This is a genomic window from Companilactobacillus versmoldensis DSM 14857 = KCTC 3814, assembly GCF_001434295.1.
GTDB lineage: Bacteria > Bacillota > Bacilli > Lactobacillales > Lactobacillaceae > Companilactobacillus > Companilactobacillus versmoldensis.
In genome coordinates this window covers 75,217-100,122 of record NZ_AZFA01000007.1, presented here as the reverse complement: position 1 = coordinate 100,122, position 24,906 = coordinate 75,217, and the positions used below count along the sequence as shown (strand labels likewise).

Annotated in this window: 24 protein-coding genes and 1 pseudogene; 12 read left to right on the top strand and 13 right to left on the bottom strand. The window is 39.2% G+C overall.

What is annotated here, in order from left to right; genetic code table 11:
* The first annotated feature begins 17 nt into the window (after positions 1-17).
* Positions 18-1,922: a tRNA uridine-5-carboxymethylaminomethyl(34) synthesis enzyme MnmG gene (gene mnmG, locus FC27_RS05340; RefSeq protein WP_010625557.1), complete on the top strand. Its 1,905-nt coding sequence runs from the start codon at positions 18-20 to the stop codon at positions 1,920-1,922.
* A gap of 59 nt (positions 1,923-1,981) precedes the next feature.
* Here mnmG and FC27_RS05335 read toward each other — a convergent pair whose 3' ends face one another.
* Positions 1,982-2,182 (bottom strand): hypothetical protein, encoded by a 201-nt coding sequence (locus tag FC27_RS05335; RefSeq protein ID WP_010625556.1) that lies wholly within the window; start codon positions 2,180-2,182, stop codon positions 1,982-1,984.
* A gap of 511 nt (positions 2,183-2,693) precedes the next feature.
* On the opposite strand from FC27_RS05335, the gene FC27_RS05330 reads away from it, so the two are divergent.
* Positions 2,694-4,355 carry an FAD-dependent oxidoreductase gene (locus FC27_RS05330; RefSeq protein ID WP_010625555.1) on the top strand — a complete coding sequence of 554 codons (1,662 nt, stop codon included), beginning with the start codon at positions 2,694-2,696 and terminating at the stop codon, positions 4,353-4,355.
* Between the two features lie 199 nt (positions 4,356-4,554).
* Here the strand turns inward: FC27_RS05330 and FC27_RS05325 are convergent, their stop codons facing one another.
* From FC27_RS05325 to FC27_RS05295, 8 genes and pseudogenes are all read right to left on the bottom strand, one after another.
* Positions 4,555-5,025: a hypothetical protein gene (locus FC27_RS05325; RefSeq protein ID WP_010625554.1), complete on the bottom strand. Its 471-nt coding sequence runs from the start codon at positions 5,023-5,025 to the stop codon at positions 4,555-4,557.
* Positions 5,026-5,033: 8 nt separating this feature from the next.
* Positions 5,034-5,819, bottom strand: a complete 786-nt coding sequence (locus FC27_RS05320) for a uroporphyrinogen decarboxylase/cobalamine-independent methonine synthase family protein (protein ID WP_201781093.1) — start codon at positions 5,817-5,819, stop codon at positions 5,034-5,036.
* Position 5,820: 1 nt separating this feature from the next.
* The gene (locus FC27_RS12145; protein ID WP_201781092.1) at positions 5,821-6,219 is read right to left on the bottom strand and encodes a uroporphyrinogen decarboxylase/cobalamine-independent methonine synthase family protein; all 399 of its coding nucleotides are present in this window, start codon (positions 6,217-6,219) and stop codon (positions 5,821-5,823) included.
* 12 nt (positions 6,220-6,231) lie between these two features.
* Positions 6,232-7,044, bottom strand: a complete 813-nt coding sequence (locus FC27_RS05315; protein WP_010625553.1) for a phosphate/phosphite/phosphonate ABC transporter substrate-binding protein — start codon at positions 7,042-7,044, stop codon at positions 6,232-6,234.
* Between the two features lie 37 nt (positions 7,045-7,081).
* Positions 7,082-8,212, bottom strand: a complete 1,131-nt coding sequence (locus FC27_RS05310) for an acyl-CoA dehydrogenase family protein (RefSeq protein WP_010625552.1) — start codon at positions 8,210-8,212, stop codon at positions 7,082-7,084.
* A 67-nt stretch (positions 8,213-8,279) separates the two neighbouring features.
* A complete protein-coding gene (locus FC27_RS05305; RefSeq protein ID WP_162097653.1) occupies positions 8,280-9,533 on the bottom strand; it encodes a Na+/H+ antiporter NhaC family protein in 1,254 nt (417 codons plus the stop codon).
* Between the two features lie 341 nt (positions 9,534-9,874).
* Positions 9,875-10,162, bottom strand: a pseudogene (locus FC27_RS05300) (putative quinol monooxygenase).
* Between the two features lie 40 nt (positions 10,163-10,202).
* Positions 10,203-11,573, bottom strand: coding sequence for an amino acid permease (locus FC27_RS05295; RefSeq protein ID WP_040521417.1), 1,371 nt, complete (start codon positions 11,571-11,573; stop codon positions 10,203-10,205).
* Positions 11,574-11,736: 163 nt separating this feature from the next.
* On the opposite strand from FC27_RS05295, the gene mmuM reads away from it, so the two are divergent.
* The 3 genes from mmuM to FC27_RS05280 all read left to right on the top strand — a co-directional run bounded on the left by mmuM (position 11,737) and on the right by FC27_RS05280 (position 15,424).
* Entirely contained in the window at positions 11,737-12,687 is a 951-nt protein-coding gene (mmuM, locus tag FC27_RS05290) for a homocysteine S-methyltransferase (RefSeq protein WP_010625548.1), read from the top strand.
* Between the two features lie 487 nt (positions 12,688-13,174).
* Positions 13,175-14,596 carry an NAD-dependent succinate-semialdehyde dehydrogenase gene (locus FC27_RS05285; protein WP_010625547.1) on the top strand — a complete coding sequence of 474 codons (1,422 nt, stop codon included), beginning with the start codon at positions 13,175-13,177 and terminating at the stop codon, positions 14,594-14,596.
* Positions 14,597-14,773: 177 nt separating this feature from the next.
* The gene (locus FC27_RS05280; RefSeq protein ID WP_010625546.1) at positions 14,774-15,424 is read left to right on the top strand and encodes a nitroreductase family protein; all 651 of its coding nucleotides are present in this window, start codon (positions 14,774-14,776) and stop codon (positions 15,422-15,424) included.
* 146 nt (positions 15,425-15,570) lie between these two features.
* Here the strand turns inward: FC27_RS05280 and FC27_RS05275 are convergent, their stop codons facing one another.
* From FC27_RS05275 to FC27_RS05265, 3 genes are all read right to left on the bottom strand, one after another.
* Complete coding sequence (locus FC27_RS05275) at positions 15,571-16,500, bottom strand: DMT family transporter (protein ID WP_010625545.1); 930 nt, start codon at positions 16,498-16,500, stop codon at positions 15,571-15,573.
* An 80-nt stretch (positions 16,501-16,580) separates the two neighbouring features.
* Positions 16,581-17,315 (bottom strand): SDR family oxidoreductase, encoded by a 735-nt coding sequence (locus FC27_RS05270; protein WP_010625544.1) that lies wholly within the window; start codon positions 17,313-17,315, stop codon positions 16,581-16,583.
* A 14-nt stretch (positions 17,316-17,329) separates the two neighbouring features.
* Complete coding sequence (locus FC27_RS05265) at positions 17,330-17,911, bottom strand: SDR family NAD(P)-dependent oxidoreductase (RefSeq protein ID WP_010625543.1); 582 nt, start codon at positions 17,909-17,911, stop codon at positions 17,330-17,332.
* Positions 17,912-18,053: 142 nt separating this feature from the next.
* Here FC27_RS05265 and FC27_RS05260 point away from each other — a divergent pair, with 142 nt between their 5' ends.
* The 4 genes from FC27_RS05260 to FC27_RS05245 all read left to right on the top strand — a co-directional run bounded on the left by FC27_RS05260 (position 18,054) and on the right by FC27_RS05245 (position 21,160).
* Complete coding sequence (locus FC27_RS05260; RefSeq protein WP_010625542.1) at positions 18,054-18,887, top strand: LysR family transcriptional regulator; 834 nt, start codon at positions 18,054-18,056, stop codon at positions 18,885-18,887.
* Between the two features lie 272 nt (positions 18,888-19,159).
* Positions 19,160-19,660, top strand: coding sequence for a DapH/DapD/GlmU-related protein (locus FC27_RS05255; RefSeq protein ID WP_010625541.1), 501 nt, complete (start codon positions 19,160-19,162; stop codon positions 19,658-19,660).
* Between the two features lie 12 nt (positions 19,661-19,672).
* Entirely contained in the window at positions 19,673-20,260 is a 588-nt protein-coding gene (locus FC27_RS05250; RefSeq protein WP_010625540.1) for a sugar O-acetyltransferase, read from the top strand.
* Positions 20,261-20,314: 54 nt separating this feature from the next.
* Positions 20,315-21,160, top strand: a complete 846-nt coding sequence (locus tag FC27_RS05245; RefSeq protein WP_420805453.1) for an alpha/beta hydrolase — start codon at positions 20,315-20,317, stop codon at positions 21,158-21,160.
* Here the strand turns inward: FC27_RS05245 and map are convergent.
* The gene (gene map / locus FC27_RS05240; RefSeq protein WP_010625538.1) at positions 21,141-21,974 is read right to left on the bottom strand and encodes a type I methionyl aminopeptidase; all 834 of its coding nucleotides are present in this window, start codon (positions 21,972-21,974) and stop codon (positions 21,141-21,143) included. The genes FC27_RS05245 and map overlap by 20 nt on opposite strands.
* A gap of 215 nt (positions 21,975-22,189) precedes the next feature.
* On the opposite strand from map, the gene FC27_RS05235 reads away from it, so the two are divergent.
* The 3 genes from FC27_RS05235 (at position 22,190) to FC27_RS05225 (ending at position 24,868) form a co-directional block, all read left to right on the top strand.
* Entirely contained in the window at positions 22,190-23,047 is an 858-nt protein-coding gene (locus FC27_RS05235; RefSeq protein WP_010625537.1) for a hypothetical protein, read from the top strand.
* A 145-nt stretch (positions 23,048-23,192) separates the two neighbouring features.
* A complete protein-coding gene (locus tag FC27_RS05230; protein ID WP_010625536.1) occupies positions 23,193-24,026 on the top strand; it encodes a hypothetical protein in 834 nt (277 codons plus the stop codon).
* Between the two features lie 209 nt (positions 24,027-24,235).
* Entirely contained in the window at positions 24,236-24,868 is a 633-nt protein-coding gene (locus tag FC27_RS05225; protein WP_010625535.1) for a hypothetical protein, read from the top strand.
* The last annotated feature ends 38 nt before the right edge of the window (positions 24,869-24,906 follow it).

The following is a 24,906-nucleotide window of genomic DNA, read 5'->3' as shown; positions in this document are numbered from 1 at the left end:
GTATAGGTGGAAACGTAATGGTTGAAGTTAAGGAATTTGATTCAGAAACATATGACGTCATCGTCGTGGGTGCAGGACACGCTGGTTCAGAAGCAGCCCTCGTCGCCGCAAGGATGGGTCAAAAAACGCTCTTAATCACCATAAATTTGGATATGGTGGCATTTATGCCATGTAACCCCTCAGTGGGTGGTCCAGCCAAAGGAATCGTCGTACGTGAAGTAGACGCCCTTGGTGGTGAAATGGGTAAGAATATCGATAAAACATACATTCAAATGAGAATGTTGAACACTGGTAAAGGCCCAGCAGTCCGTGCCTTACGTGCCCAAGCTGATAAGAGCATGTATCACCGTGTTATGAAGAATACTTTGGAAAAAGAGCAAAATTTGACTCTTCGTCAAGGTATCGTTGAAAAGCTTATCGTGGAAGATGGCGTTGCTAAAGGTGTCATCACCGGAACTGGTGCAAGATATCATGCCAAGACGGTTGTGCTTACTGCTGGAACAGCATCTAGAGGTAAGATCATCATCGGTGAACTAATGTATTCATCTGGTCCTAACAATTCGATCCCTTCAATCAAATTGTCAGAAGACCTTGAAAAGCATGGTTTCAAGTTGACTCGTTTCAAGACTGGTACACCTCCTCGTGTTAATAAAGAAACTATCGATTTCTCTAAGACCGAAGAGCAACCAGGGGATGAGGAACCTAATCACTTCTCATTTGAGACGCCTGATGCTCAATATTTGAAGGACCAGATTTCTTGCTGGATGACTTATACCAATGCTAGAACTCACAAGATCATCCGTGACAACTTGGACCGTGCACCAATGTTCTCTGGTGTCATCGAAGGTGTTGGACCACGTTATTGTCCATCGATCGAAGACAAGGTCGTTCGTTTTGCTGACAAGCCTCGTCACCAGATCTTCCTTGAACCAGAAGGCCGCGATACCGAAGAATATTATGTTGGTGATTTTTCGACTTCGATGCCTGAAGAGATTCAATTGAAGATGGTCCACTCAGTCGCTGGTTTGGAAAATGCTAAATTGATGCGTCCTGGTTATGCCATTGAATATGATGTCGTTGAACCTTGGCAATTGAAATTGAACATGGAAACAAAGGTCGTTAAGAACCTCTTTACAGCTGGTCAAATGAATGGAACTTCTGGTTATGAAGAAGCTGCTGGACAAGGAATCATGGCTGGTATCAATGCTGCATTACGTGCTCAAGGTAAAGATCCATTCATCTTGCGTCGTGATCAAGCATATATTGGCGTTATGATCGATGATTTGGTCACAAAGGGTACTAATGAACCATATCGTTTGTTGACTAGTCGGGCCGAGTATCGCTTGATTTTGCGTCACGATAATGCTGACGAACGCCTAACTGGCTTAGGTCATGAACTTGGCTTGATCAGTGACGAACGGTTTGAAAAGTTCAACAAGAAATGGCACGCCGTTACAGTTGAACTCGATCGTTTAGAGAGAAAAATGATCACACCTAAGATGGCTGAACCATTCTTGACAGCTCATGGCTTGAAGGGTCTGAAAGATGGTATCTTAGCTGCTCGTTTCCTCAGACGTCCTGAGGTCCATTATCAAGATATTATTGATATGATCGGTGAAGGTGCTGATGATGTTGACCGTCGTGTCAAAGAACAAGTCGAGATCCACATTAAATATGATGGCTATATCAAGAAAGAAAAAATGAAAATCGAGCGTCTTAAGAAGATGGAATCAAAGAAGATCCCTGAAAGACTTGATTATACTAAGGTCAATGGTTTAGCTACTGAAGCTGTTCAAAAGCTCAGCAAGATTAATCCTGAAACGATTGCCCAAGCTAGCCGTATCAGTGGTGTTAATCCAGCTGATATTGGTATCTTGAGTGTTTATATCGAACAAGGCAGAATAGCTAAAACAGCCGGATAGAAAAAGTTGAGATAAATAAAGGACTAGTCAATCGATTGACTAGTCCTTTTTAATTTGGATTATTTTATAAGGAAATGATAAAGACCAGAAACAGTTTTATCACCAAAGTCTAATTCTTTGTCATCGAGAGAAGCCGAAGTGATCTCCAGGCTCTCTTCAAGATCAGGGACTTCAAATTGTTGATTGGCAATGAAGTCGGCCCCGTCAGCATATTCTTTAGCTTCAATGGCGCCATCTTGTTTGTATAAAATTTTTAGCATGATCTTAATATCCAGTTTCTAAAATTTTTATAAGTCCCAAATAAATAATGAATAAGATCCCTTTGGAACATGGACATTTTAAGTTGAAGAGACTAAATTCACAAATATAATGCATAAAAATTTTTCGAGATTTTTTGGCTGAACCGAGCTGGTTGAAACGATTTAATAGGGATGCTCTGATTGAGCAAATAGATGCTTGTAAATGAGAAATTATTGCTGAAAATCATCAAGTTACCCCGTCGCGGCGTGACATCATAATATTGAGCATGCTTTCCAATAATTAATGAAATGAACCTTGATTTAATGGAGTTAATCTCAACTTCTTTGATATTTTACTAATACTACTCATGTCATTATTAAGACAGTTATGACCGATATAATATCTATTTGTAAGGAAATAGACAATTCGACTGATGACTTTTTGGTGCTCATAGTTTCCTTGATTTGACTAACGCTTTCATTAACAGGTATATTGAAAATATAAGCTTAATTTTAAAAGGAGCGTCGGACTATGTCGAAAAAGATTTTGATAATTGGTGGTGTCGCTGGTGGGGCAACAGCTGCCACACGCTTACGTCGTTTGAGTGAAGACGATGAGATCGTGATTTTTGAAAAAGGTGAATACATCTCGTTTGCTAACTGTGGACTTCCTTACTATGTCGGTAATAAAATTACCGATCGTGATAATTTATTAGTCCAAACGATCCCAGGTATGAAGGACCGTTTTAATCTGGATGTCCGAAACTTCTCAGAAGTGACGTCGATCGATCCAAAAAACAATCAAGTTACAGTTTTTGACAGCAAAAATAATCGAGAATATCAGGAAAGCTTTGATGATTTGATTATCTCTACAGGAGCCAAAGTAATCGTCCCTAATATTCCTGGACTAAAATATGCTAAAAACGTCTTCACACTCAGGAATATGGCCAATATGGACGATATCATGTCGTATCTGGATAATCATTCCGTCAAGACAGCTACTGTTATCGGTGGTGGTTTTGTCGGACTAGAAATGATGGAAAATCTCCAGCGCCGTGGATTGAAGACGCAGCTAGTCGAGCAGTCCAATCAAGTCATGCCTAATCTCGACTTTGAAATGGCTCAACAACTCCATCAAGAGATCGAAAAGAACGGCGTCGAGCTTTATTTGAATAATGGACTCAAAGAGGTCACCGCTGACGGGCAAAAATTGGTATTGCATAATGGGACGGAATTGTCGTCAGATATAACGATCCTATCGATTGGCGTAACTCCTGCTAGCAAGTTGGCTCAGGACAGTGGTATCAGTTTGGGGATCAAAAATTCCATTAAAGTTAATCAACGTTTTCAAACAAACTTTTCCAATATTTATGCCATAGGAGATGTCATCCAAACCAAGAATTTCATCGACAATAGCGATACTAACGTTCCATTGGCTAGCCCCGCCAACCGTCAAGGTAGATTAGTTGCTGATGTGATCAATGACTTAGACGTCGATTATGGACCAGTTCAAGCAACCAGTATTGCAAAAGTCTTTGGCCCTGCAGCTGCTTCAACTGGGATGAATGAGAGAACTTTGAAAGAAAAGAACATCCCTTATCGTGCAATTCATATTCATACTGCAGCTCATGCGACTTATTACCCAGATGCCCAACCGTTGAATTTGAAATTGCTGTTCAGTGATCAAGGTAAGATCTTGGGTGCACAAGCCGTTGGTAATCAAGGTGCGGATAAACGGATCGATGTCATCTCGACAGCTATGAAATTGAATGCTACTGCTCCACAACTAGCTGAATTAGAATTGACCTATGCTCCGCCATTTGGTGTTGCAAAAGATCCTATCAATGTCTTAGGATATGTTGCCCAAAATGTTCTCGATGGTGAAGTCAAGACAGCCGATTGGTCAAAAGTCGACCAATTAGTAGCTGATAAGGCTTTTATCGTTGATGTTAGGGATGATGATGAGTATGCGGCAGGGCATGTTGAAAATAGTCATTTGATCCCTCTTAATCAAATCAGAGATCGACTTTCTGAATTTCCGAAAGATCAACCAATTTATACGTATTGCAAGGTCGGTCTGCGCGGTTACACTGCTTCGAGGATCTTAAAAAATAATGGTTATGATGTTACTAATATCGATGGAGGCTTTACAACTTATTATATTGCGAAATATGAACCACGGCATAATGCCTAAAAATTAAGTTTTGAGTTTAATTGAAGCTGGCACACCGTTATGTAAAAATGCCTGTGGATAAAAAAATTTCTCCAAGAAGTTAGAAAAAATCTAACGAACTTGGAGAAATTTTTTTGTTTTAAAAGTTATCCACTTGTTAATAACTTTTCCGAAGGAGGAATTTATTAACATTTATCAACAAGCCAAACTGTGTGTATCTTTAATAGACTAATTTTATCCTGACATTAACGTCGATGCTGTCCTTGATTGAATTTAAGATTAGGGAATTTTTCATAGCCTGAGTGCATAGGTTATTCAATTCAGCTTCTTCAGCAAACGAGACGATGTATAAAGTTAAATCTACTTTGTCGATCTTTGGCTCTCCATCATACCCAATTACACCGATATAGGTCAATGGATTAAGGAGTTCGAAGGAGAACTTGCCCTCAATCTCATCGATGACGTTGTCATGTTTTGCATCGTAATTGGTGATCGAGAAGATGATTGAGCTTGCTAGCGAGTCTGCGAAGTGTCCGACGCTAGTTTGAGCGGTGTTTTCAGAGTCAAAACTGACTTCTTTATCAACTTGATAAATCGCATTATCAATATAGATCTTATTTTCGGCATGATTTTTCGAGACGGCTCGTAGACCGATCCGATAATATTTACTTTCGTCCAATAATCTTTTCATAACTGCCTCTAATCGACCAAAGCTTCTGAACGCAACTGGTGTGAAGCTGCGACTAAGGATTTGATCTTATTGATGATGAATTTTTCTTCGTTGACTGGACGGTTGGAGAAGGTAGCAAAACCGCAGTCTGGATTCAAGAAGATTCGCTCTTTTGGTAAGTACTGCAATGCATTTTTGACTTTGCCAGTGATAAAGTCGACTGATTCAGCTTTGTGCAATCGAGGATTTTCGACTCCTAAACCGATAATGTCATTGTTTTTGATCTGGTCTGATTCCATCAAGGTGCTGAAATCTCCAGCTCTCGGCGTTGAATATTCTAGGGTAAGGATATCGGGATCAACGTATTCGAAGAGGTCGAGCAGGGGAGTGTAGGCACCTGATAGCAGGGTACTTTCATCATTGCTCCAGTTCCCACGGCAAACGTGCAGGGAAGCGAAGGATTTACTGCGGTCTACATGGTCCATAACTGGTTTCAATAATGATTTGGCAAATTCCAGTTCATCGGTTGGGTCTTTCTTTTCTGCCAAGGCTGCACACATGAACGAACGTGTCTTACCCTCGGTGAAGACGACTTCAGTCAAAACGGGTTCATCAAATTGGATGACGTCTACTCCTAATGCTTGGAGATTATCAATTTCTCTTTCTAAGAGTTTGATAACGTCTTGTCCGAGCGCTTCTTTAGAGTCATAGGCTTTTTTGGAAAGCTTCGGCAACCACATCGAACGTGTCAGCAAATATGGTCCTGGTAGAGTGATTTTGACTGGTTTGTCAGTATACTTTTTGAGGATCTTCAATTCATTGACGGCGATGGGGGTGATACTCTAATTTGCCGGTACAGATAGCGCTTCTGATGGCGATAGAAGGGACGTCGAGAACGTTTAAGATGTCTTCGAAGGACTTTTTATCGGCTATGTAATCGATGATGTCGTTCATTGACAAGAGATCGACACCACCAATGCGGTCAGCGACGAATGAACAGTAATTGTCACGAGATAATTCTCCTGAAACGATAAAATCCAATCCGGCATCTTCTTGGATTTTTATGATCCGGGCGGTCTCTTTTTCAATCAAATCGTTGAAGTCTTGGTCGGAAAGCTGGCCATTTCTTTGCTGACGCAAAGCTAGGAGAGTCTTGCGGTCACGTGGCCAACTACCGATCAATGAAGTTGGGAATAAAGGATAAGATTTTTTCATTTTATTTACCTCTTAAAAGAAATTCAAATAGTCAACGGCTTTTTCAAGTTCCTTGAAACCACTAGTTCTGCCTGGGACCCATTTCTTAAGTCCTTCTAGATCCATCATTTCTTTGTGTTCAGGATTGTTGTAATCCATCTTACTCAAAGCATCTTCGAAGGCTTCTTTTGAATCATCTGGGAAGTCAGGGCGTGTTGAGAAAATACAGTGGTCATAAAGGCCTGTAAGAGCAGCTACGACGATTTGATTATCATCAATAGTTCCATCCATAGTCCAATTCTTACGATTGATTTCTGTAGTAACCGAGGCATCAATCTCACCAGCTTTGAGAGCTTTAAGAGCATCAACTTCGCCACCTTCGTGGTCTCCGTCAAGACCTACATCGACATCGAAAGTTTTTTCAGTGAAATCTTTACCTGATTCAAGGCCATTTTCATGGAGATATTCAAGTGGAATCAAACGTGCTTGAGGTGAGTCGATAGCACCAAAACCAATAGTTTTGCCTTTAAGATCTTCAACACTCTTGATGCCACTGTCTTTCTTAACTAGAAAAGTACTTTTTCTATCTTGGTCAGTATCACGCATGTAGCTGTAGCCACATTTGCCATCTGATTTGATATTTGCTTCAACATAAGCTAAAGGCGAATTCCAAGCAACATCGATTTCACCGGCAACTAACGATTTAACTTGCTTACGGTAATCTTTGAAGAAGACACATTCAAGGTCGATTCCTTCTGTCTTGAAATATTTCGTAATGATGTTCCAAACAACTGTAACTTGTGGTGAGTATAAAACAGCACCTAATTTAATTTTTTTATTAGCCATAATTCATTTCCCCCAGATTTTTTGAATAATACTTAACCTAATTTGCTCCTTGATCAGCACGCATGTAAGGTAATTCAACTAATAATCTACCTAACCAAATGCGAAGGACGTCGATGCCTGGTGCCATTACTTGACCGGCCAGGGAATCTCTCATCAATCTTTCCATTGGTTGTTTGTCGTGAACATAGCCGATACCACCGAATAGTTTCATTCCTTCGGAACCATTTTCAACAGCGGCTCTTGTTGTGACGACACGTGCAGCGATAGCGTTTTGGAAGGCGTCGTCGCCAGCTTCATCAACACCTTTAGCGGCAGCAAATAATGTTTCACGTGCAGCGTAAGCTTTGCTGTAAAGGTTAGCTAGACCAGTTTCAACTGATTCGATATCACCTAATGATTTACCACTTGAATAAGTTCTACTCTTAACGTATTTAGCAGTTTCATTGGCAATACCCATTGAGATACCAGCACAGGCTGAAGCTAGACCAATGATAAAGATCAGGCGGTCACCATCACCGTTACCTTCGATCTTGTAAGCATCGTCAACTTTAGTATGATCAAGCACCATTGGAACAGAGGCGTTACCACGAAGACCAACGCCATCCCAGTAAGATTCAAATGACATACCATCGCTGTCCTTAGGCACTAACCAAAGGTTATTAGTATCCTGTTTTTCTGAATGAGCGATCGTTAAGTAGTAGTCAGCTTCACGAGCAGATGTTACGAAACTCTTGCGACCAGTCAAAATGCCATAGCCATCTTGAGTATCTTCCTTCATTTCAGGTAGATAGAAGTGCGTACCAGTACCAGATTCACTGTAAGCCAATCCCAAAATAGCCTCACCAGAAGCGACCTTAGGTAGGATCTCTTTTTTCAAATCTTCTGAAGCATAAAGTGATAAGCAATAAGCACCAACGTTGCTCATCATGTAGCACAGAGAAGCTGAAGCACAGCTTTCAGCCAGACCCGTGCAGACTTCAGCGTGTTCCTCGACACCCAATCCTTGGCCACCGTATTCCTTAGGGATGACCAAACCAAAGTAGCCATTTTCCCGCAACGCTTTAATAGATTCACTCGGGAAACGACCTTTTTCATCGATATCTGCGGCGTAAGGCTTCAAATATTTTTCGCCAAATTTTTTAGCTTCCTCGTAATAATTATGTGACATTGTAAATACCCCTCAGATTCTTAATTGATTTTAATTAAAAAATGAAAACGTTTAATTTTGAAAAAAATTATTCCAGAGTAGTTTGAAGTTTGTTTTCAACATTCTTTGTGAGTGTTTTTTCATTTACAGTATTTTTGCTTCTCTTCCGAGATGGAATGAAAATTGAAATGATCGCAAACCCTAAGGCCAAGAACCCATACCAGAGATATGGCATTATGGCGATTGGCGACACTTTTCCAGAGGTTAAACTAGTTGCTAGTAGTATCTGGGCGCCATAGGGCAAAATGCTCTGTAAGACGCAGACAGTGGTATGCATCAAGGACGCTGACTTTTTGCGGTCGATCTTGTAGTCGTCAGAAATATCTTTAACGATCGGACCAGTTACCACGCAAGTCACCGTGTCATTGGCCAAAGCGGCATCGACTGTTCCTGGTAAAAGCATCGAAACGAATTGAGCCGACTTTTGCCCAACGATGATCTTTCTGAGCTTGAGATTGATCCACTCGATACCACCGGATTCCTTGACCATATTGGCCAGTCCTCCGATCAATAATGAAAAGATCAAGACATCGAACATGTTCAAAAATCCACTCTGAATGCTAGAAGTGAAGCCTAAAACATTGAAATCTCCGTAGAAGATCCCGATACCTCCGGCCAAGATTATCCCCATCGTCAAGACGACAAAGACATTGACGCCGAGTAAAGATATCACTAGAACAGCGATATAAGGCAAGATCTTGATCAGGTTGTAACCACCGACATCAGTAAGAGTAGTACTGCCAGTATTACCAAAGATAAAGTACAAGATCACGGTCCCAATGACTGCGAGACCAGTAGTCCGGATGTTGACCTTGAACTTCTCTTTGATTGGAACATCGAGGATCCGAGTGATGGCGATCCCAGTGTCAGCAATGATCGACATATTGTTACCAAACATTGCTCCCCCTAGGAGGGCACCTAAAAGAAGTGCCGGTGAGATCCCTGTTTTGGCAGCTAAAGTGATACAGATCGGACCAATAGTCGCAATCGTTCCCATACTTGTACCGATAGCTAAACAAACGAAACAAGCAATCAAAAACATCCCGGGAACAATGAAAGAACTAGGGATCAAACGCAGACCTAAATTAACGGTCGAATCGACGCCGCCAATTTTTTCAGTAACACTACCAAAGGCTCCAGCCAGTAAGAAAATCAGGCACATAATGATGATATTGTTGTCACCACAGCCTTTGATCAAGCTATTGAATTTATCATCGATCGAACCTTTGTAAATAATGAATGCAAAAATAATCCCGACGATCACGGAAATAGAAGCAGGCATAGCATAAAAGCCTTTTTTATTTCCAATGACGGTCAAAAAAATACCAACGAAAAGGTATAACCCTACGAAAATCAGGAACGGTAGAATTGAAAACCAACTTGTAGATTTATTTTTCATAATGGTGTGCGTAATCGTTTACATGCAATTGCAAAAAAATAGAAATACGATTCTCCCCTCAAAAAGATTTGTTTGAAATATATTTCACATTTAAGAATATAGATAATTTTATAAAACTGCAAGCGGTATCAAAACTCATGAGATAGCGGTTTGATGCTATATTAAAAAATCCCCCGACATTTTTTAATGTCGGGGGATTTCATTCTAATTAAATTGTCACAGCTTTAATTAGAATGGTCCATACGAATTATTTCAAGATCCTTTTCAAGATAATCGTTGATATGATCTAAGAAATTCTGAAAATGAGAAGTCCCATTGTGAGACTCGACGGCCGCATCATCTTACCAATGTTCAATGATCTCATATTCGTTTTCAGAGCCAAGTTTTTTATAATGACCGTAGGACAAATTGCCACTTTCAGCACGTGATCCTTGGACTAACTTGTCGATAAAAGCTTCGTATTCAGATTCCAGATCAGGTTTAACAGTCAAACTAACATTGATGACCTTCATATTTTTCACCTCATTATTTTTATGTTCCTATTATATTCCATTAATCGACATCTTCATCACTGACTTTATGACGGCGTTTTTTCAAATATTCCTTACCATAATAGAAACCGTAACAAAGGATCAGGAATGGGATCATATAGAACAACGCTGATCTTTGGTTCAGGTCAAAGACGATCAAGGCACAGGACAGGAAACTCAGAATCAACGCGGCCCAAGGGACAATCGGGTACCACGGAGTCTTGAACTTCAATTCCGATAAATCATGACCATGCTTAAGAAAACTTTTTCTAAAATTGATTTCTGAATAGGCGATAGCCATCCAGACAATGACGACGGCTAATCCGGAAATTGAGACTAATACCAGATAAACGGTCGAGGCTGCCACGACGCTGGAAACCAGAGCGAAGATTCCACCTAACATGCTCAGGCTCAAGGCAATCATCGGGACACCTCGAGAATTGGTCTTGGCATATTTGAGAGGGATCATCTTTTCATTGGCCAGTGACCAGAGCATCCGAGTTGAAGCGTAAAGTCCTGAATTGGCAGCTGATAAGATAGCGGTTAAGACGACAAAGTTCATCAAATCACCGGCGAACGGTAGGCCAATGCTATTGAAAACTAGCACGAAAGGACTTTGATTGACACCCGCTTTTTGCCAAGGGATCAGAGCCGACATCACGACGATACTTCCAATAAAGAATATGACCAGTCGTAACAAAGTAGTATGGATTGCTTTAGGGATGTTCTTACCAGGGTCTTTCGTTTCACCGGCAGTGACACCAATCAGTTCTGTCCCCGAAAAAGCGAAGTTAACTGTCAGCATCGTCGTGAAAACAGCTTTAAAGCCATTTGGGAAGATGCCATCTTTAAATAGGTTAGTAAACATCGGTGCATGTGTGTATCCTTTGATTGGGATGACACCAAAGATCGCTAAAAATCCTACGATGATAAAGACGACGATAGCGATAACTTTGATACTAGAGAACCAGAATTCTGTTTCGGCGAAAAATTTGACTGAGAGAGCATTTGATAGGAAGATAACGATCATAAACAGTGCACTCCAGGCCCAGGTTGGCGAGTGGGGGAACCACTTTTGCATGATCAGCCCGGCCGCGGTAAACTCAGAGCCAAGCGCGACCGTCCAGGTCAGCCAGTATAGGATGGCGACCGTAAATCCGGTCCCTGGTCCAATGTAGCGGTCGGCATAGACGTGAAATGAACCAGTTTCCGGCATCGCCACTGATAATTCCCCCAAACAGAGCATGACCAGATAGACCACGATCGCACCGATCGCATATGCTAAGATAGTTCCAATCGGTCCTGCTTGATGTATCGTGTAACCTGAACTCAAAAAGAGTCCAGTCCCGATAACACCACCAAGCGAGATCATCAATAAATGGCGAGATTCCATGTTTCTTTTTAGTTTAATATGTGTATTTTTCTCATCATCCACGGGCGTTCACCTTGCAATAAATTTATGGTTAGAATACCATTAGAAAAAAGTTAATAATGAATACTTTAAACTTCCTATATATAGAAGGCAAGATAATAATAAAGATAACGGAGATATGAATGTGGCAGACTTAATTTCAGAAAATTTAAAAAATAAATCAGGACTAGTCGTTGATGGAGCCATGGCTACCGAGTTAGAGAAACACGACGTCGACACCGATAATGAGCTCTGGTCTGCAACAGCATTGATTGAAAATCCCGAAGCTATCACGGCTGTTCACAAAAGTTATTTTCAAGCAGGGGCAGATGTAGCCATCACCAATACTTATCAAGCAAATATTGAAAGATTTATTCAGCTAGGCTTGAGCAAGAAAGCTAGTCAGCAATTGATCATTAAGGCAGTTAAATTAGCCCAAAAAGCCCGGACGGAATATTTTGATAGTCTGACTAAAAATGAAAGACAGAAGCGAGCTGAATTTCCGTTGATAGCTGGGAGTGTTGTACCATATGGAGCATACCTGGCTGATGGTAGTGAGTATCGTGGTGATTATGATTTGTCGATCCAAGAATATCAAGATTTTCATCGCTCAAGAATGAGCCTTTTGGATAAGGCAGGTGTTGACTTGTTTGCCTTTGAGACGCAGCCAAATTTTGCAGAGACCAAGGCATTAGTTGAATTGATCAGAGCTGAGTTCCCTAAACAATATGCTTGGTTGACTTTCAGCATCAAAGATCCTTTAACATTGTGTGATGGGACTTCACTGCAAACGGCGGTCAAATACTTCAACGTTTTTGAACAAGTTTCCGCCATCGGCGTTAATTGTACGACCTTAGAAAATATCGAAGAAACGGTCAAAAACATCCGTGCAGTTACTGACAAACCGATTATCGTTTATCCGAATAATGGTGACGTCTATGATCCTAAAACTAAGACCTGGACACCAAATCCTCAAGCAGATACTTTTGCTGATTTAGTTCCAAAGTGGGTCAAAGCTGGAGCTCAATTGATCGGTGGCTGTTGTCGGACGACTCCGACAGATATCAAACAAATAGCTGATTATTTAAACAGATAAATAGGTGAAACATGAAAGCCTGACCAATACTAGATATAGTATTTTTAAGTTGAGCTTTTACTAGATGTTCCACGTGAAACAATTTTTAATAACCAGTGAAAATGTAAATTTCACTAGTTCAGATGAAAACGGACTATAAAAATTGACGACACCAAATTGGTATCGTCAATTTTTATATCATTTTGAGATTTTGAATAAAACTCAAAATAACTCAATTGGTTGAATCGGCCGGAAATTTGTGCTGAAGGATCTAAATTAATATTTATGAGCAAAAATTTTTTCTCAATTGGTCTATACGTTGAAAACATTGATAGGGCAATGCTAATTCACAAAGTTGTAAATTTTTACTAATAATTTTCTAATAAATAGTTTGACAATTGTAAGCGTTTGAGTTCAAATAATTGTAATAATATATTCGTGGGCTACAATAAACCTGTAGCTGATTGTTACGAGTATTTTTATTTTTTAATCATTAGGAGGAATCAATATGGCTTACAAAACAGTAAATCCTTACAATAACGAGCTTGTGAAATCTTATCCGGATGCCACAGCAGATGACATTGAAAAAGCATTGAGCAGCGGATACGCTTTGTATAAAAAGTGGCGCGATGAACCTGTTTCTAGTCGTGCAGAAGCTCTGCATAAGATTGCTGATCTATTGAGAAAAAATGAAGACGAACTTGCAAAGACTGCTACAGTCGATATGGGTAAACTTTACGCTGAGTCTCAAGGTGAAGTTGAGTTGTGCGCTATTATTGCCGACTACTTTGCTGATCATGGTGCTGAGATGTTGAAACCAACACCTATTTCAAGTCGTAATACTGGTGATGCCGAGATTTATCATCAAGCAACTGGTGTCTTGATGATGGTTGAACCTTGGAACTTCCCTTATTATCAAATCATGCGTGTTTTCGCACCTAACTTTATGGTTGGGAACCCAATGATCTTGAAACACGCTTCAAATACTCCAGGTTCTGCTGCAGCATTTGAAAAGATCGTTAAAGAATCAGGTGCTCCAGAAGGTACCTTTACTAATTTGTTTGCTAGTTACGATCAAGTTAGTGATATTATTGCAGATCCACGTGTTCAAGGTGTTGCTTTGACTGGTTCAAAGCGTGGGGGCCAATCAGTCGCTGAAGATGCCGGTAAGAACTTGACGAAGAACTCGATGGAATTAGGTGGCTCTGATGCCTTTGTTGTCTTGTCTGATGCTGATGTCGACAAAGCAGTTGACTTAGCTTGGAGAGTTCGGATTTACAATGCTGGACAAGTATGTACTTCAGATAAGAGATTTATCGTGGCTGACAACTTGTATGATGAGTTCTTGAAGAAACTCAAGGAAGCCTTTGAAAAGTTGGTCCCAGGCGATCCTATGGATCCAAAGACTACTATTGCCCCAATGAACTCAGAACGTGCTAAGAAGAAGTTACAAGGACAAATCGACAAGGCTGTTGAAGGTGGTGCCACGGTTTACTATGGTAACGAACCTATCGACTTGCCAGGTCAATTCTTGCAACCAACAATTTTGACAGATATTTCTAAAGACAATCCTGAATTTTATGATGAAATGTTTGGACCAGTAGCCCAAGTATTCAAAGTTGGTTCAGATCAAGAAGCTATCGATCTTGCCAATGATTCAGAATTAGGTCTTGGCGGTATCGTCATGTCAGGTGACCCATCACGTGGTAAGTCAGTTGCTGAAAAGATCGAAACAGGTATGGTCTTCGTTAACTCATTCTTGGTATCACTACCAGAATTGCCATTCGGTGGTGTTAAAGGCTCAGGTTATGGTCGTGAAATGAGTGAACTAGGACTCAACGCCTTTACTAACGAAAAGTTGGTCGTTACAGCCCAAGAACCTGACTGGAACAACCCATATGCAGGACTTGCAGTATATCCTGAAAAATAAAATATCAAATAGATTGTAAATAAAAACTCCTGGTTTAGAGAAAATCTAAGCTAGGAGTTTTTATTTGTGAAAAATAATACATTTTCACCTATTGAGTTTGTGATATATTTTACAATTCAAAAATTCAGTGCTAATTTTATCTTATAGGGACTATTAAAATTTTAGGAGATGCTATTTATGGACGCGACAAAAATTAACTTAGTTAACAATAATTTTTCTGATATCATGTTGAATCGTCACTCATATCGTAAATTTAAGAAGGATGTTAAAATCTCGAACGAAGAAATCTCAGAAATGCTCCAGGAGGCTATTTCGGCACCATCTGCTTGCAACCTACAGTCATGGCATTTTGTCGTCTGCAACACTAAAGAAAGTAAGGATAAAGCCCATTCAGTTTTGATGCCATTCAATTATCCGCAAGCTGAGACGGCTTCAACGATCATTTTCATTTTAGGAGATACCGAATCACATTTGAAATATCGCGATGTCTGGAACAAAGCTGCTGAAAAAGGCCAAATCACCGTCGAAGAGCGGGATAAAGTCTTCAAGTCATTCTTACCAATGTACGAACACGCCAACCGCAATTTCCTTGAAAAAGATGCTACATTAGATGGCAGCATGATCGCCATGCAACTGTTGTTGATTGCCCGTGCTCATGGCTATGAAGCTAACCCTATGTCAGGCTACGACTATGATAGAGTCGTTAGCACCTTCGGATTAGATAATGATCGTTATATCCCGATCACATCGATCGCCATCGGCAAACCAGATGAACAATATAAGGAGTCATCAAGGTACAGTGTCAAAGATGTCACCGACTTCATGTAAAAAATGATATTCAAAAAACTCACCAATTGATGTCAATCAGTGAGTTAGTTTAAATCAATCCCAACAGTAGGAGTAGTCCTAACTTTGGGATTTTTCTTATGATTAAATTTTGTTTAGTTCCTAAAATATCAAATAAGTCAGCATCATTAAATCATCCTGATACAGATGACGCCAATGAACATCATTATCAGTCCAAGAGCTCTAATCCAATTTACTCTTATACGATGTGGTTCCAGTATGCCTAATTGATCAATCAGAGCACTAAAAAGTAGTTGACCAAATAAAGAAACCACAACGACTTCGCCAGTTCCGATTTTGGGTACCAGCCAAGAACTTAAGAAGGTGTAAGTACCACCGAGTAGACCACCAATAATTATCCACCAATGTTGTTTGACACCTTTTCTGATGTCTTTAGCACGCTGAATTAAAGGAACGTGTACTATCATTGAAACAATCAAAAGGGTGACAGCACCAATGATAAATGCAATCAAACTGGCCTTTACCGTCGAATGAAAAACGATACCTGCACGCCCGTTTATTGCTGTTTGCAAGCCAACAATCAAACCAGCTAAGATTCCCATCATTTGCCAGAAAAATTTTCCTTTAACATTTTTTGAAACATGAGTATGTTGTCGATTGCTGAGTACGACAGCCAAGTACATCCCCACGATGACCAGTAAAAGCCCTAACGTTTTCCAAAAATCAAGCTTTGAAATGGGAGAATAAAATAGTCCGAATTGGTCGATGATCACTCCCATGATGATTTGACCAACAATGGGTAAAACGGCCGTCTGAACACTACCAAGGCGGTCAAACAGTAAAATGTTAACACTTAGGCTAAATGATCCAGAGAGTCCAACAGTCCATAACCACCAGGGATTATTGACGACCGTTGACCATGAGATTGCAAAGCCAACATTTTGAAATAATAAAAGGATTGCTAAAAATATCCCGCCAACAATAAAAGATACTGCTGATGATAGGAAGGGGCTTTTTGAGTAATCATTTAAACGTGTGTTGATGGCAGTTTGAAAAACAGAAAAAGATCCCATTACTATCAATATCAACGAATACATAAATAAATTTCCCTTCTAAAAAGGGTGATAAATCTGTAGAGATTTATCACCCTCTTGTATATTTTTTATAAGTCCATAGATTAGCTTTCGGCTAAAGGACGTACTAATATTTCGTTGATATTGACCCGTTCAGGAGCGTCTAGCGCGTAAACGACTGCACTGGCAACATCTTCAGAAGTTAAGGCCTTATTCTCACCTTGCCACATTTGTTGAAGTGCCTCAGCTGAGGCTTGATCAGATTCACTTCGATATAATTCAGTTGAGACGGCACCTGGTGAAATAATGGTTGAACGAATGTGATTTTGATTTTCTTCGACTCTTAATCCATTCATGATTGCTCGGACGGCATATTTAGTACCGCTATAAACAGCCGTTGTAGCATCAGTTTTGTGTCCAGCAACAGAATCAGTGGCCAATATGTGACCATATCCTTGGTCATGCATAATTGGTAAAACAGCCGAGATACCGTTCAAGACACCCATGATATTGATATTCAACATTTGTTGCCATTCATCATGATGATCTTCACTCAATTTTGCCAAAGGCATGATACCAGCGTTATTGTAAATTGCGTTGATTTTTCCAAATTTAGACATTGCTAATTTGACTAAGCCTTTAACGTCATCGAGCTTTGAGACGTCAGTTACTTGATATTCGACTTGATCAGGAGCTAAAGCTTTGATCTCACTGAGTCGGTCTTCACGACGGGCGCCAATCACGACATTAGCACCTTGTTTGATTAATAATTTAGCAGTTGCAGCACCAATACCACTTGAGGCTCCGGTTATTATGATTACTTTTTTATCTAATGACATATGCAAATTCCTTTCTAATATAAGACTTGATATTCTTGTTGTTCGTTGTACATTTTCCAATATTGTTTGGCAATTATGCTTGGATCGTTTTTCTCATCACCTTTAGTGATGACGCCATTGATGATTACACTACCGACAAAAATGCCTAATGGTTTTAATTGTTCATGCAAGATGATATTCATTGCATTCAAGGCAGCCTTATCGATACATAAAGCTTTAAGTTGCAAAATAGGTTGAAATGTCTTAGCAAATCCACCACCAGTAAAGATAATGGCTCCTTTTTTCTCACCAAATTCCTTAGTTGCAACCAGATTTGCAGAATGCCAAGCACTGGCGGCATCAATCTGGTAACGTTTCATCAAGAAATCGCTGTCGACAACTTGATCTCCTTCAGGAGTAGTTACACCAATGTTGTAAACTAAGGCATCTGGAGTGCCCCATTTATCAGTAATTGCCTTAATAGCATTTGTTAATGTTTCAGGTTGCGAAGCATCACCAGTATGGGTAGATACTTCAATTCCTAAGGATTCAAATTCCTTAGCGACAGCATTTCCGAGTCCCTCGCCGGCACCAATCAAAATTAAAGTTTTAACCATACTTTTCACCTCTTTGTATAATTCATTCATTCGTACTAGATAAACTGTGTACGCAGGTTAGTATAGATATACATTTATTGATATAGAATAACCAAAAAGATTATAATGTATATACTTTAAGTAAATACCAGAAGGGATATATATGCTCAGTCAACAAATGAAAGTGTTCATGCAAGTAGCTGAAAGTGGGAGTTTTACTAAAGCATCGACGGAATTACTGTTAACACCGGCAGCAGTTATGAAACATATGAATAATTTAGAGAATGATATGGGAGTTACTTTATTGATACGAACTCATCAAGGAGTTCAACTTACTTCAGCAGGTGAATCTTTTTATCAGAGTGGTAAAAAGATATTAGATTCCACCAACAGAGCAGTTTCATTAGCGAGAGATGTGGAATCGGCTGAAAATGTCAATATTAGGATTGGCTCTTCATTATTGAACTCCAGTACAGTTTTCACCAAACTATGGCTACCAATTCAAAAGAAATACCCCCAATATAAATTCAGTATTGTGCCATTTGAGGATAATCAAGAAAAAATAATATCCATTCTCTCATCATTGGGTGAAAAAATAGATATTATAGTTGGGTCATTTAATTCCAAGAGCATGTATCAAAGTTCCTCCTATTTACCATTAGGAAGTTATCGATTTTGTATTGCGGTACCAAAAAATCATCCGTTGGCCAAGAAAAAAGAAGTATCTTTTGCTGATATGAATGGTGAAAAATTAGTTTTAGTGAAACATGGTGATTCACCGCTTATTGATGAGTTGCATGATTTAATAGATAAAAAATATCCTCAGATCAAAGTGGTCGAAACGAGTTTCTATTACGATATTGATACATTTAATCAATGTGAACAGTCAGGTTCGCTCCTCTTGAGTTTGGACGAATGGTCAGATGGTTCATCCTTCCTTTGCAACGATTCCTTTGAAGGGAAATTACCGTCTTTCTTATGGTGTTTTATATCCTAAAGAACCCTCCGAAAGAATAAAAAAGTTTATTGAAATAATAAAAAAAGAATTAGTTAAAGAATAAAAAGCTCACTAAAATATTAGTGGGCTTTTTTACGGTCATATTCAATTAGCGTATATCAGTTAATTCAGGATAAGTATTAGACATAACAGATAAATGACCTTACGGTGAGAGTAACAAAGGGAGTGAGATTATCGTTAATAAAAATAGTGAGACTCTGCAAAAGGCCTTAAAAGGTGGGCTGCTCGATTACGATCAAGCAGATTTCGAATTGGTTGATCAAATAGTCGAAAAAAATTCGCAGATTATATTTGAACTCAATAGCCATTACCACGATGTTTCAGAACGTCGCCAACTGTTCAGCAAGTTATTTGGCTATCAGGTATTTGAAAACACCGATATAAAAGCCCCATTCAATACCGATTTAGGCTGCCATACCTTCGTGAAAGACCATGTTTTTATCAATAAAGACTGTTTTTTCATCGATCTCGGCGGTATTTGGATCGATGATCACGTCAAATTGGGACCACGAGTGACGTTGATAACCGCCAACCATCAGGAAAATCCGACTAAGCGTGACAATCTGGTCACCAGCTCGATCCACCTTGAAAAAGGCGTTTGGCTGGGAGCTAATGTGACAGTTCTCCCCGGAGTTACGGTAGGCGAAAATTCAATCGTGGGTGCTTCTTCGGTCATAACTAAAGATGTGCCGAAAAATAGCGTCGTCGTTGGTTCACCGGCAAAGAAGATCAGAGACATCAAATTTGATTAAGAGGTTTAAATAATGGCAATGAGTGAACATGAGAAATTATTGGCAGGCCAGGAATATGAATACCGTGATCCGGAATTACAGCAATTGATAGCCAGAGGGCATAGGTTGATCGAAGATATCAATACTTCTTCGGATCAAACTAAGCGTCAGGCAGATATGAAGGAACTATTTGGAAAAGTCGGTAAAAATCTGACCATCAATGGTCAATTTGGCGCTGTTTATGGTAAGCACATCAGTGTCGGTGACGATGTATTCATCAATGGTAATTGCTATTTTCAAGATTCCAATCTGATCACGATCGGTAACCGGGTCATTATTGCTCCCGATACGAAATTTTACTGTGGCGAGCACTCTTTAGATGCAGCCAAACGGTTTGTTAAGAGAGCTGACGGGACACCTTATTTGATCACTTATACCAAACCTATTTCGGTGGGCAATGATGTTTGGATTGGAGGCAATGTCACTGTTATTGCTGGAGTTCATATTGGAAACAACGTCATCATTGGTGCTGGAGCAGTCGTGGTCAAAGATGTTCCCGACAATTCAGTCGTTGGCGGTGTACCGGCAAAAATAATTAAGAAATTGAATGCTTTAAACTAGATAAATATAGTTATATGGGAGTATCTTTTAGTTGATAAAAAGCTGGAGGATAGTCTGATGAAAAAATTATTCTCAATCCTTCTGCTGATGATTGGGATCATTAGTTTAACGGCTTGTTCTAACAGTAGAGACGCTGGCAAAACTACTAAAGCTGCCAGCGAAACGATGGTGCCGACTTTATTTTTCCATGGTTATGGTTCAAGTACCCATGCCGAGAACCAAATGGCTGAATCAGCAGTAAGAGCGAATGCATCAAAGACCATTATTAAGGCGATGGTCGACCCACAAGGGCAGGTAACTTTGATCGGTACGATACCGGAGAGTGAAAAGAACCCGATCGTTGAAGTGGGTTTTGAAAATAATCGTGATCCTGATTATCATCAGGACGGCAAGTGGGCTAAGCAGGTCATCGTCAAATTAAGGGATGTCTACCATATCAAGAAGTTCAACGTGGTAGCTCATTCAATGGGCAACATGGCGGTGATGTTTTATATGCTGAATAATTATCAAAATAAAAATCTGCCGAAGTTACAAAAACAGGTCAATATCGCTGGTAATTTCAATGGGATACTCGAAGATCATGACGTCTACGATCGAATCGGTTTGAGTCATGATGGGAGACCACTGAAATTAGATCCTTCATATCGGATGATGTTACCGATGCGAAAAACTGACGCTTATAAAAATGTTGAAGTGTTGAACATTTACGGTGACAAACTAAACGGTAGTCATTCTGATGGGGATGTTAGCAATTCGTCTTCGAGATCGTTGAAATATTTGATTGGGAAGCAAGCAAAATCCTATCAAGAAAAGAAGATCGTCGGGCCACAAGCTCAACATAGCAAGCTTCACAACAATAAACAGGTCTATAAGATATTTATTAATAGTTGTTTTTCTTAATGTAATCACGAGCCCAAGCAAGCATTTTTTCGTCTTCTTCAGCATCTTGTGATGTTAATATTCTTGGACCGTCATCAGTGATGGCTAGGGTATGTTCGTATTGAGCAGACCAGCTACCGTCAGCAGAAACGTAATAGATCCAAGGGTCGTTCTTGTCTTTTAATTCGTGATCCTTGATCTCCCAAGTACCTTCGTTGATCATAGGTTCGATGGTGATAGTCATACCGGCATTTAAACGCAATCCTTTACCTTTATTACCGTAATGGAAAACATCAGGTTTTTCATGCATCGTTGGTTGGATACCATGACCGATCAAGTCACGAACATCACCGTAATCATGTTTGTTTTCAGTAAAGTCTTGGATAGCAAAACCGATATCACCTAAACGGTTGCCGACAACACTTTGAGCGATACCTAAATAAAGAGCTTTTTTAGTTACGTCCATTAGATCCTTAGTTGATTGACTTGGTGTTCCAACGGCATAACTCCAGCAAGAATCGCTTTCATAGCCATCTTTGTTGACGGTCATATCGACTTTGACGATGTCACCATCTTTTAATATAAGGTTCTTACGAGGAGTACCATGGGCAACTTCATCGTTAACATCGACACAAGTTGCGTATTTGTAGCCCTCGAAACCTTTTTCAGAAGGTGTTGCACCATGTTCAAGGATATAGTCGTTAGCAAACTCCTCGATATCATAAGCGGTGAGACCAGGCTTGATCATGTCACGAAGTCCCAAGTGAACGCCGGCTAGGACTTTACCAGATTCACGCATACCTTCAAGTTCTCGTTCTGATTTTAATGTAATCATATAAAAATTTACTCCTTAATTGTTCCTTCAAGACGACTAATTATAGTCATTGATATTCTTATTGTAAAACAAATTAAATTAAATATGATAATTCAGTGGTTATTTCTATGATTAAACTACGCAATTTCTGAAAAAATACTTCTCTTACGCTTAATATAAATATATTTATATTAAGCGGTATAATTTGTATAAAAATATTGGGGGAGAATTTTTTTATGAAAAAATCACTTTTTGTTGTCGGACTAGTGTCTCTTTTAGTTTTGACAGGATGCAGCACTAATAACAATAGCGAGAGTAAAACCAGCAATTCTGATACGGAAAAGGTCAGCAAGACTGATTCGGCCAAGGGTTATCAGAAATTAGGTGACAAAGATAAAAAGAACGTCAAGTTCAAGGTCACAAAAGATAACGATAAGGATGACCAGGACAATGAATTATCACTGACAATCAACAACAAGACTAAGAAAGATATCAAATTCAATTTAGCTAAATTCAGTTTGATGTCAGGAAGTGACAAAAAGGCTTCATCAGAAAAGGAAGGTACATTGACTGTTAAAGCCGGTCAAAAGAAGATTATCGATGAATTGTTTGAAGACGTCTCAAATGATGTATTGAACGGTGGGAACTTAAGCATTCAATATTTAAACAGCGATAACATCGTCGCCCAAGTTGACTTAGGAGAGAAGGCTGCAACTAGTGCAACTAGTCAACCTGACACTGATGCAAATACAAGTACTGATACAAGTAATCAAAACAATACGACTGCAAATACAAACAATGATCAAAATGCTAATACTGATCAAAGTTCAAATACTGATAATAGTGCAACTCAAGCAGATAGTAATGCTATTGTTAAACGCGCTGATCAAGCAGATGATTTGTACAGACGCTCAAATGGTGATTTCAGCGCTGGACTCAATTGGACTAAAGTTGACGGTGGTTGGCAAGGTACTGGAGAAGATGGAGGCTCAGCCTTCGTATCCGATTCAGGGGATGTTACAGCTCATGGCAATACAACAACATATTCAACTATCGTGAATGCCGCACAAAATGGTGGACCAGTTAAACCATAATAATTTGATGGGTAAGACTTGGTTGATAAGTCTTTAATGACAAATAATGGCAGGATACTTAAGTATCCTGCTATTGTTTATTGTAAATATAAATATATTTATATTTTATGATATGATTTAAATATCACTTTTAGGGGAGAATGTAATGAAAAAATCACTTTTTGTTGTCGGACTAGCATCCTTATTAGTTTTAACAGGATGTAGTACCAACAACGGTAGTTCAAGCAAAACTAGCAATTCGGATACTGAAAAAGTAAGCAAAGTTGACTCAGCCAAGGCTTATCAAAAATTGAGCGATAATGACAAAAAGGATGTCAAATTCGAGGTAAAAAAGGATAATGATAAAGACAATGATTTGACATTGACGATCAGGAACAATACCAAAAAAGATGTCAAATTCAATCAAGCTAAATTTAGTCTGATGCAGGGAGACACTAAAAAAGCTTCATCAGTAAAAAAAGGTAGTTTGATCATCAAAGCCGGTCAAGAAAAGGTGGTCGATGAGTTGTTCGAAGATATTTCTGATGATATTTTGAACGATGGTAACTTGAATCTCCAATATATGAATGGTGATAATGTTGTTGCCCAAATTGACCTTGGTGAAAAGCCAGCAAATAGTGCAACAAGTCAACCTGATACTAATACCGATACGAATCAAGCGCCAAGTAACGTCCAAACTGACACTAGCGCAGATAATACACAAACTACTGATAGCAGTAATGATACTACTGATCAGCCCACAGCTAGCCAAGATACTTCCAATCGAGTGGTCAATAGTCCTGAACAAGCTATTCAGATGTACAAGACAAGTAATGGTGATCAATCAGACTCATCAGGCTGGACTGCCACTGAAGGCAATGGTGGATTCACGATCAATACAGATTCCGGTACAGCATTTGTTTCATATAATGGGGATGTGACTGGCAGTAACGGCGGAACTAAGTCATACAGTGATTATCAACATGTTAATGGTAATTAATCAGTTTTTAGAAAAATAATGAAAAATTAAATATCTAAATTTTAAAAGAGCAGAATACTAAATATTCTGCTCTTTTTTAGTTTAAAACAATTATAAATAATATAATACTTATCGTTATCATTAAAATTTGATGACAATTAAAAAGCTGCAGGCTTTTTTTGATAAGATTTTTGAATGCAAAAAACATTTAAAATATATTGGAGAACAACATGGAAGTATTATCAGAGGTTTTAGTATTAATGTCAGGCTGGTTCTTTATTGGACTTCTTGGTTTCGTGGTTACATTATTTATTGGCCGTAATAAAGGAAATAAAACAGCTCAGATGACTGGAAAATATGGGTCACTAATCTGTTTGGCTCTATCTGTTAGCCTGATTTCTTTGGGACTGATTGCAAATGAATCTGTTGAGGAAGAGGCAGCTAGACAAGAAGAAATGAATAAGGCCTTTACTAAGAGCAGTAAGCAATTTACCAAATTTGCCAAGTCTGCCGATTCATATGCCTCAATTGTTGCTGATTTGGAACATAGGGAGTGGGGTAATGCGATAGACGGCAGTGGTAATTTTGATGTTGATGAGACAGTGTCAGATATTGTCTTTAATAATTCTGGTCTTATTGGAATTGTTAATAGGAATTTGAAAGATATGAAAAAACAATTAAATATAATGGAAAAGAATGATACTAATAAATTTGATTATAAAGCTCATAAGGAGTTATATAAGAAAACAAAGAAAATGTATAATTTTATATCATCTCCGTATGGTAGTTATTTGAACTTTCCCTCAAATTTTAGAAGCTTCGAAGATGATTTTGATGACGCATATAGCAATTTGACTAAATAATAATTGTTATATGCAAGGCATCGAAGTACGCGGTTTTG

What these genes read in the sequence shown, in the direction of transcription:
- FC27_RS05335 (WP_010625556.1), bottom strand. Translation starts at nt 2,182, where the DNA reads ATGCTAAAAATTTTATACAAACAAGATGGCGCCATTGAAGCTAAAGAA.
- FC27_RS05225 (WP_010625535.1), top strand. Translation starts at nt 24,236, where the DNA reads ATGGAAGTATTATCAGAGGTTTTAGTATTAATGTCAGGCTGGTTCTTT.
- FC27_RS05230 (WP_010625536.1), top strand. Translation starts at nt 23,193, where the DNA reads ATGAAAAAATCACTTTTTGTTGTCGGACTAGCATCCTTATTAGTTTTA.
- FC27_RS05270 (WP_010625544.1), bottom strand. Translation starts at nt 17,315, where the DNA reads ATGTCATTAGATAAAAAAGTAATCATAATAACCGGAGCCTCAAGTGGT.
- FC27_RS05250 (WP_010625540.1), top strand. Translation starts at nt 19,673, where the DNA reads ATGGCAATGAGTGAACATGAGAAATTATTGGCAGGCCAGGAATATGAA.
- FC27_RS05305 (WP_162097653.1), bottom strand. Translation starts at nt 9,533, where the DNA reads ATGCCTGCTTCTATTTCCGTGATCGTCGGGATTATTTTTGCATTCATT.
- FC27_RS05275 (WP_010625545.1), bottom strand. Translation starts at nt 16,500, where the DNA reads ATGTATTCGTTGATATTGATAGTAATGGGATCTTTTTCTGTTTTTCAA.
- FC27_RS05260 (WP_010625542.1), top strand. Translation starts at nt 18,054, where the DNA reads ATGCTCAGTCAACAAATGAAAGTGTTCATGCAAGTAGCTGAAAGTGGG.
- FC27_RS05265 (WP_010625543.1), bottom strand. Translation starts at nt 17,911, where the DNA reads ATGGTTAAAACTTTAATTTTGATTGGTGCCGGCGAGGGACTCGGAAAT.
- FC27_RS12145 (WP_201781092.1), bottom strand. Translation starts at nt 6,219, where the DNA reads ATGAAAAAATCTTATCCTTTATTCCCAACTTCATTGATCGGTAGTTGG.
- mnmG (WP_010625557.1), top strand. Translation starts at nt 18, where the DNA reads ATGGTTGAAGTTAAGGAATTTGATTCAGAAACATATGACGTCATCGTC.
- map (WP_010625538.1), bottom strand. Translation starts at nt 21,974, where the DNA reads ATGATTACATTAAAATCAGAACGAGAACTTGAAGGTATGCGTGAATCT.
- FC27_RS05325 (WP_010625554.1), bottom strand. Translation starts at nt 5,025, where the DNA reads ATGAAAAGATTATTGGACGAAAGTAAATATTATCGGATCGGTCTACGA.
- FC27_RS05315 (WP_010625553.1), bottom strand. Translation starts at nt 7,044, where the DNA reads ATGGCTAATAAAAAAATTAAATTAGGTGCTGTTTTATACTCACCACAA.
- FC27_RS05295 (WP_040521417.1), bottom strand. Translation starts at nt 11,573, where the DNA reads ATGGAATCTCGCCATTTATTGATGATCTCGCTTGGTGGTGTTATCGGG.
- FC27_RS05330 (WP_010625555.1), top strand. Translation starts at nt 2,694, where the DNA reads ATGTCGAAAAAGATTTTGATAATTGGTGGTGTCGCTGGTGGGGCAACA.
- FC27_RS05235 (WP_010625537.1), top strand. Translation starts at nt 22,190, where the DNA reads ATGAAAAAATCACTTTTTGTTGTCGGACTAGTGTCTCTTTTAGTTTTG.
- FC27_RS05310 (WP_010625552.1), bottom strand. Translation starts at nt 8,212, where the DNA reads ATGTCACATAATTATTACGAGGAAGCTAAAAAATTTGGCGAAAAATAT.
- FC27_RS05285 (WP_010625547.1), top strand. Translation starts at nt 13,175, where the DNA reads ATGGCTTACAAAACAGTAAATCCTTACAATAACGAGCTTGTGAAATCT.
- FC27_RS05280 (WP_010625546.1), top strand. Translation starts at nt 14,774, where the DNA reads ATGGACGCGACAAAAATTAACTTAGTTAACAATAATTTTTCTGATATC.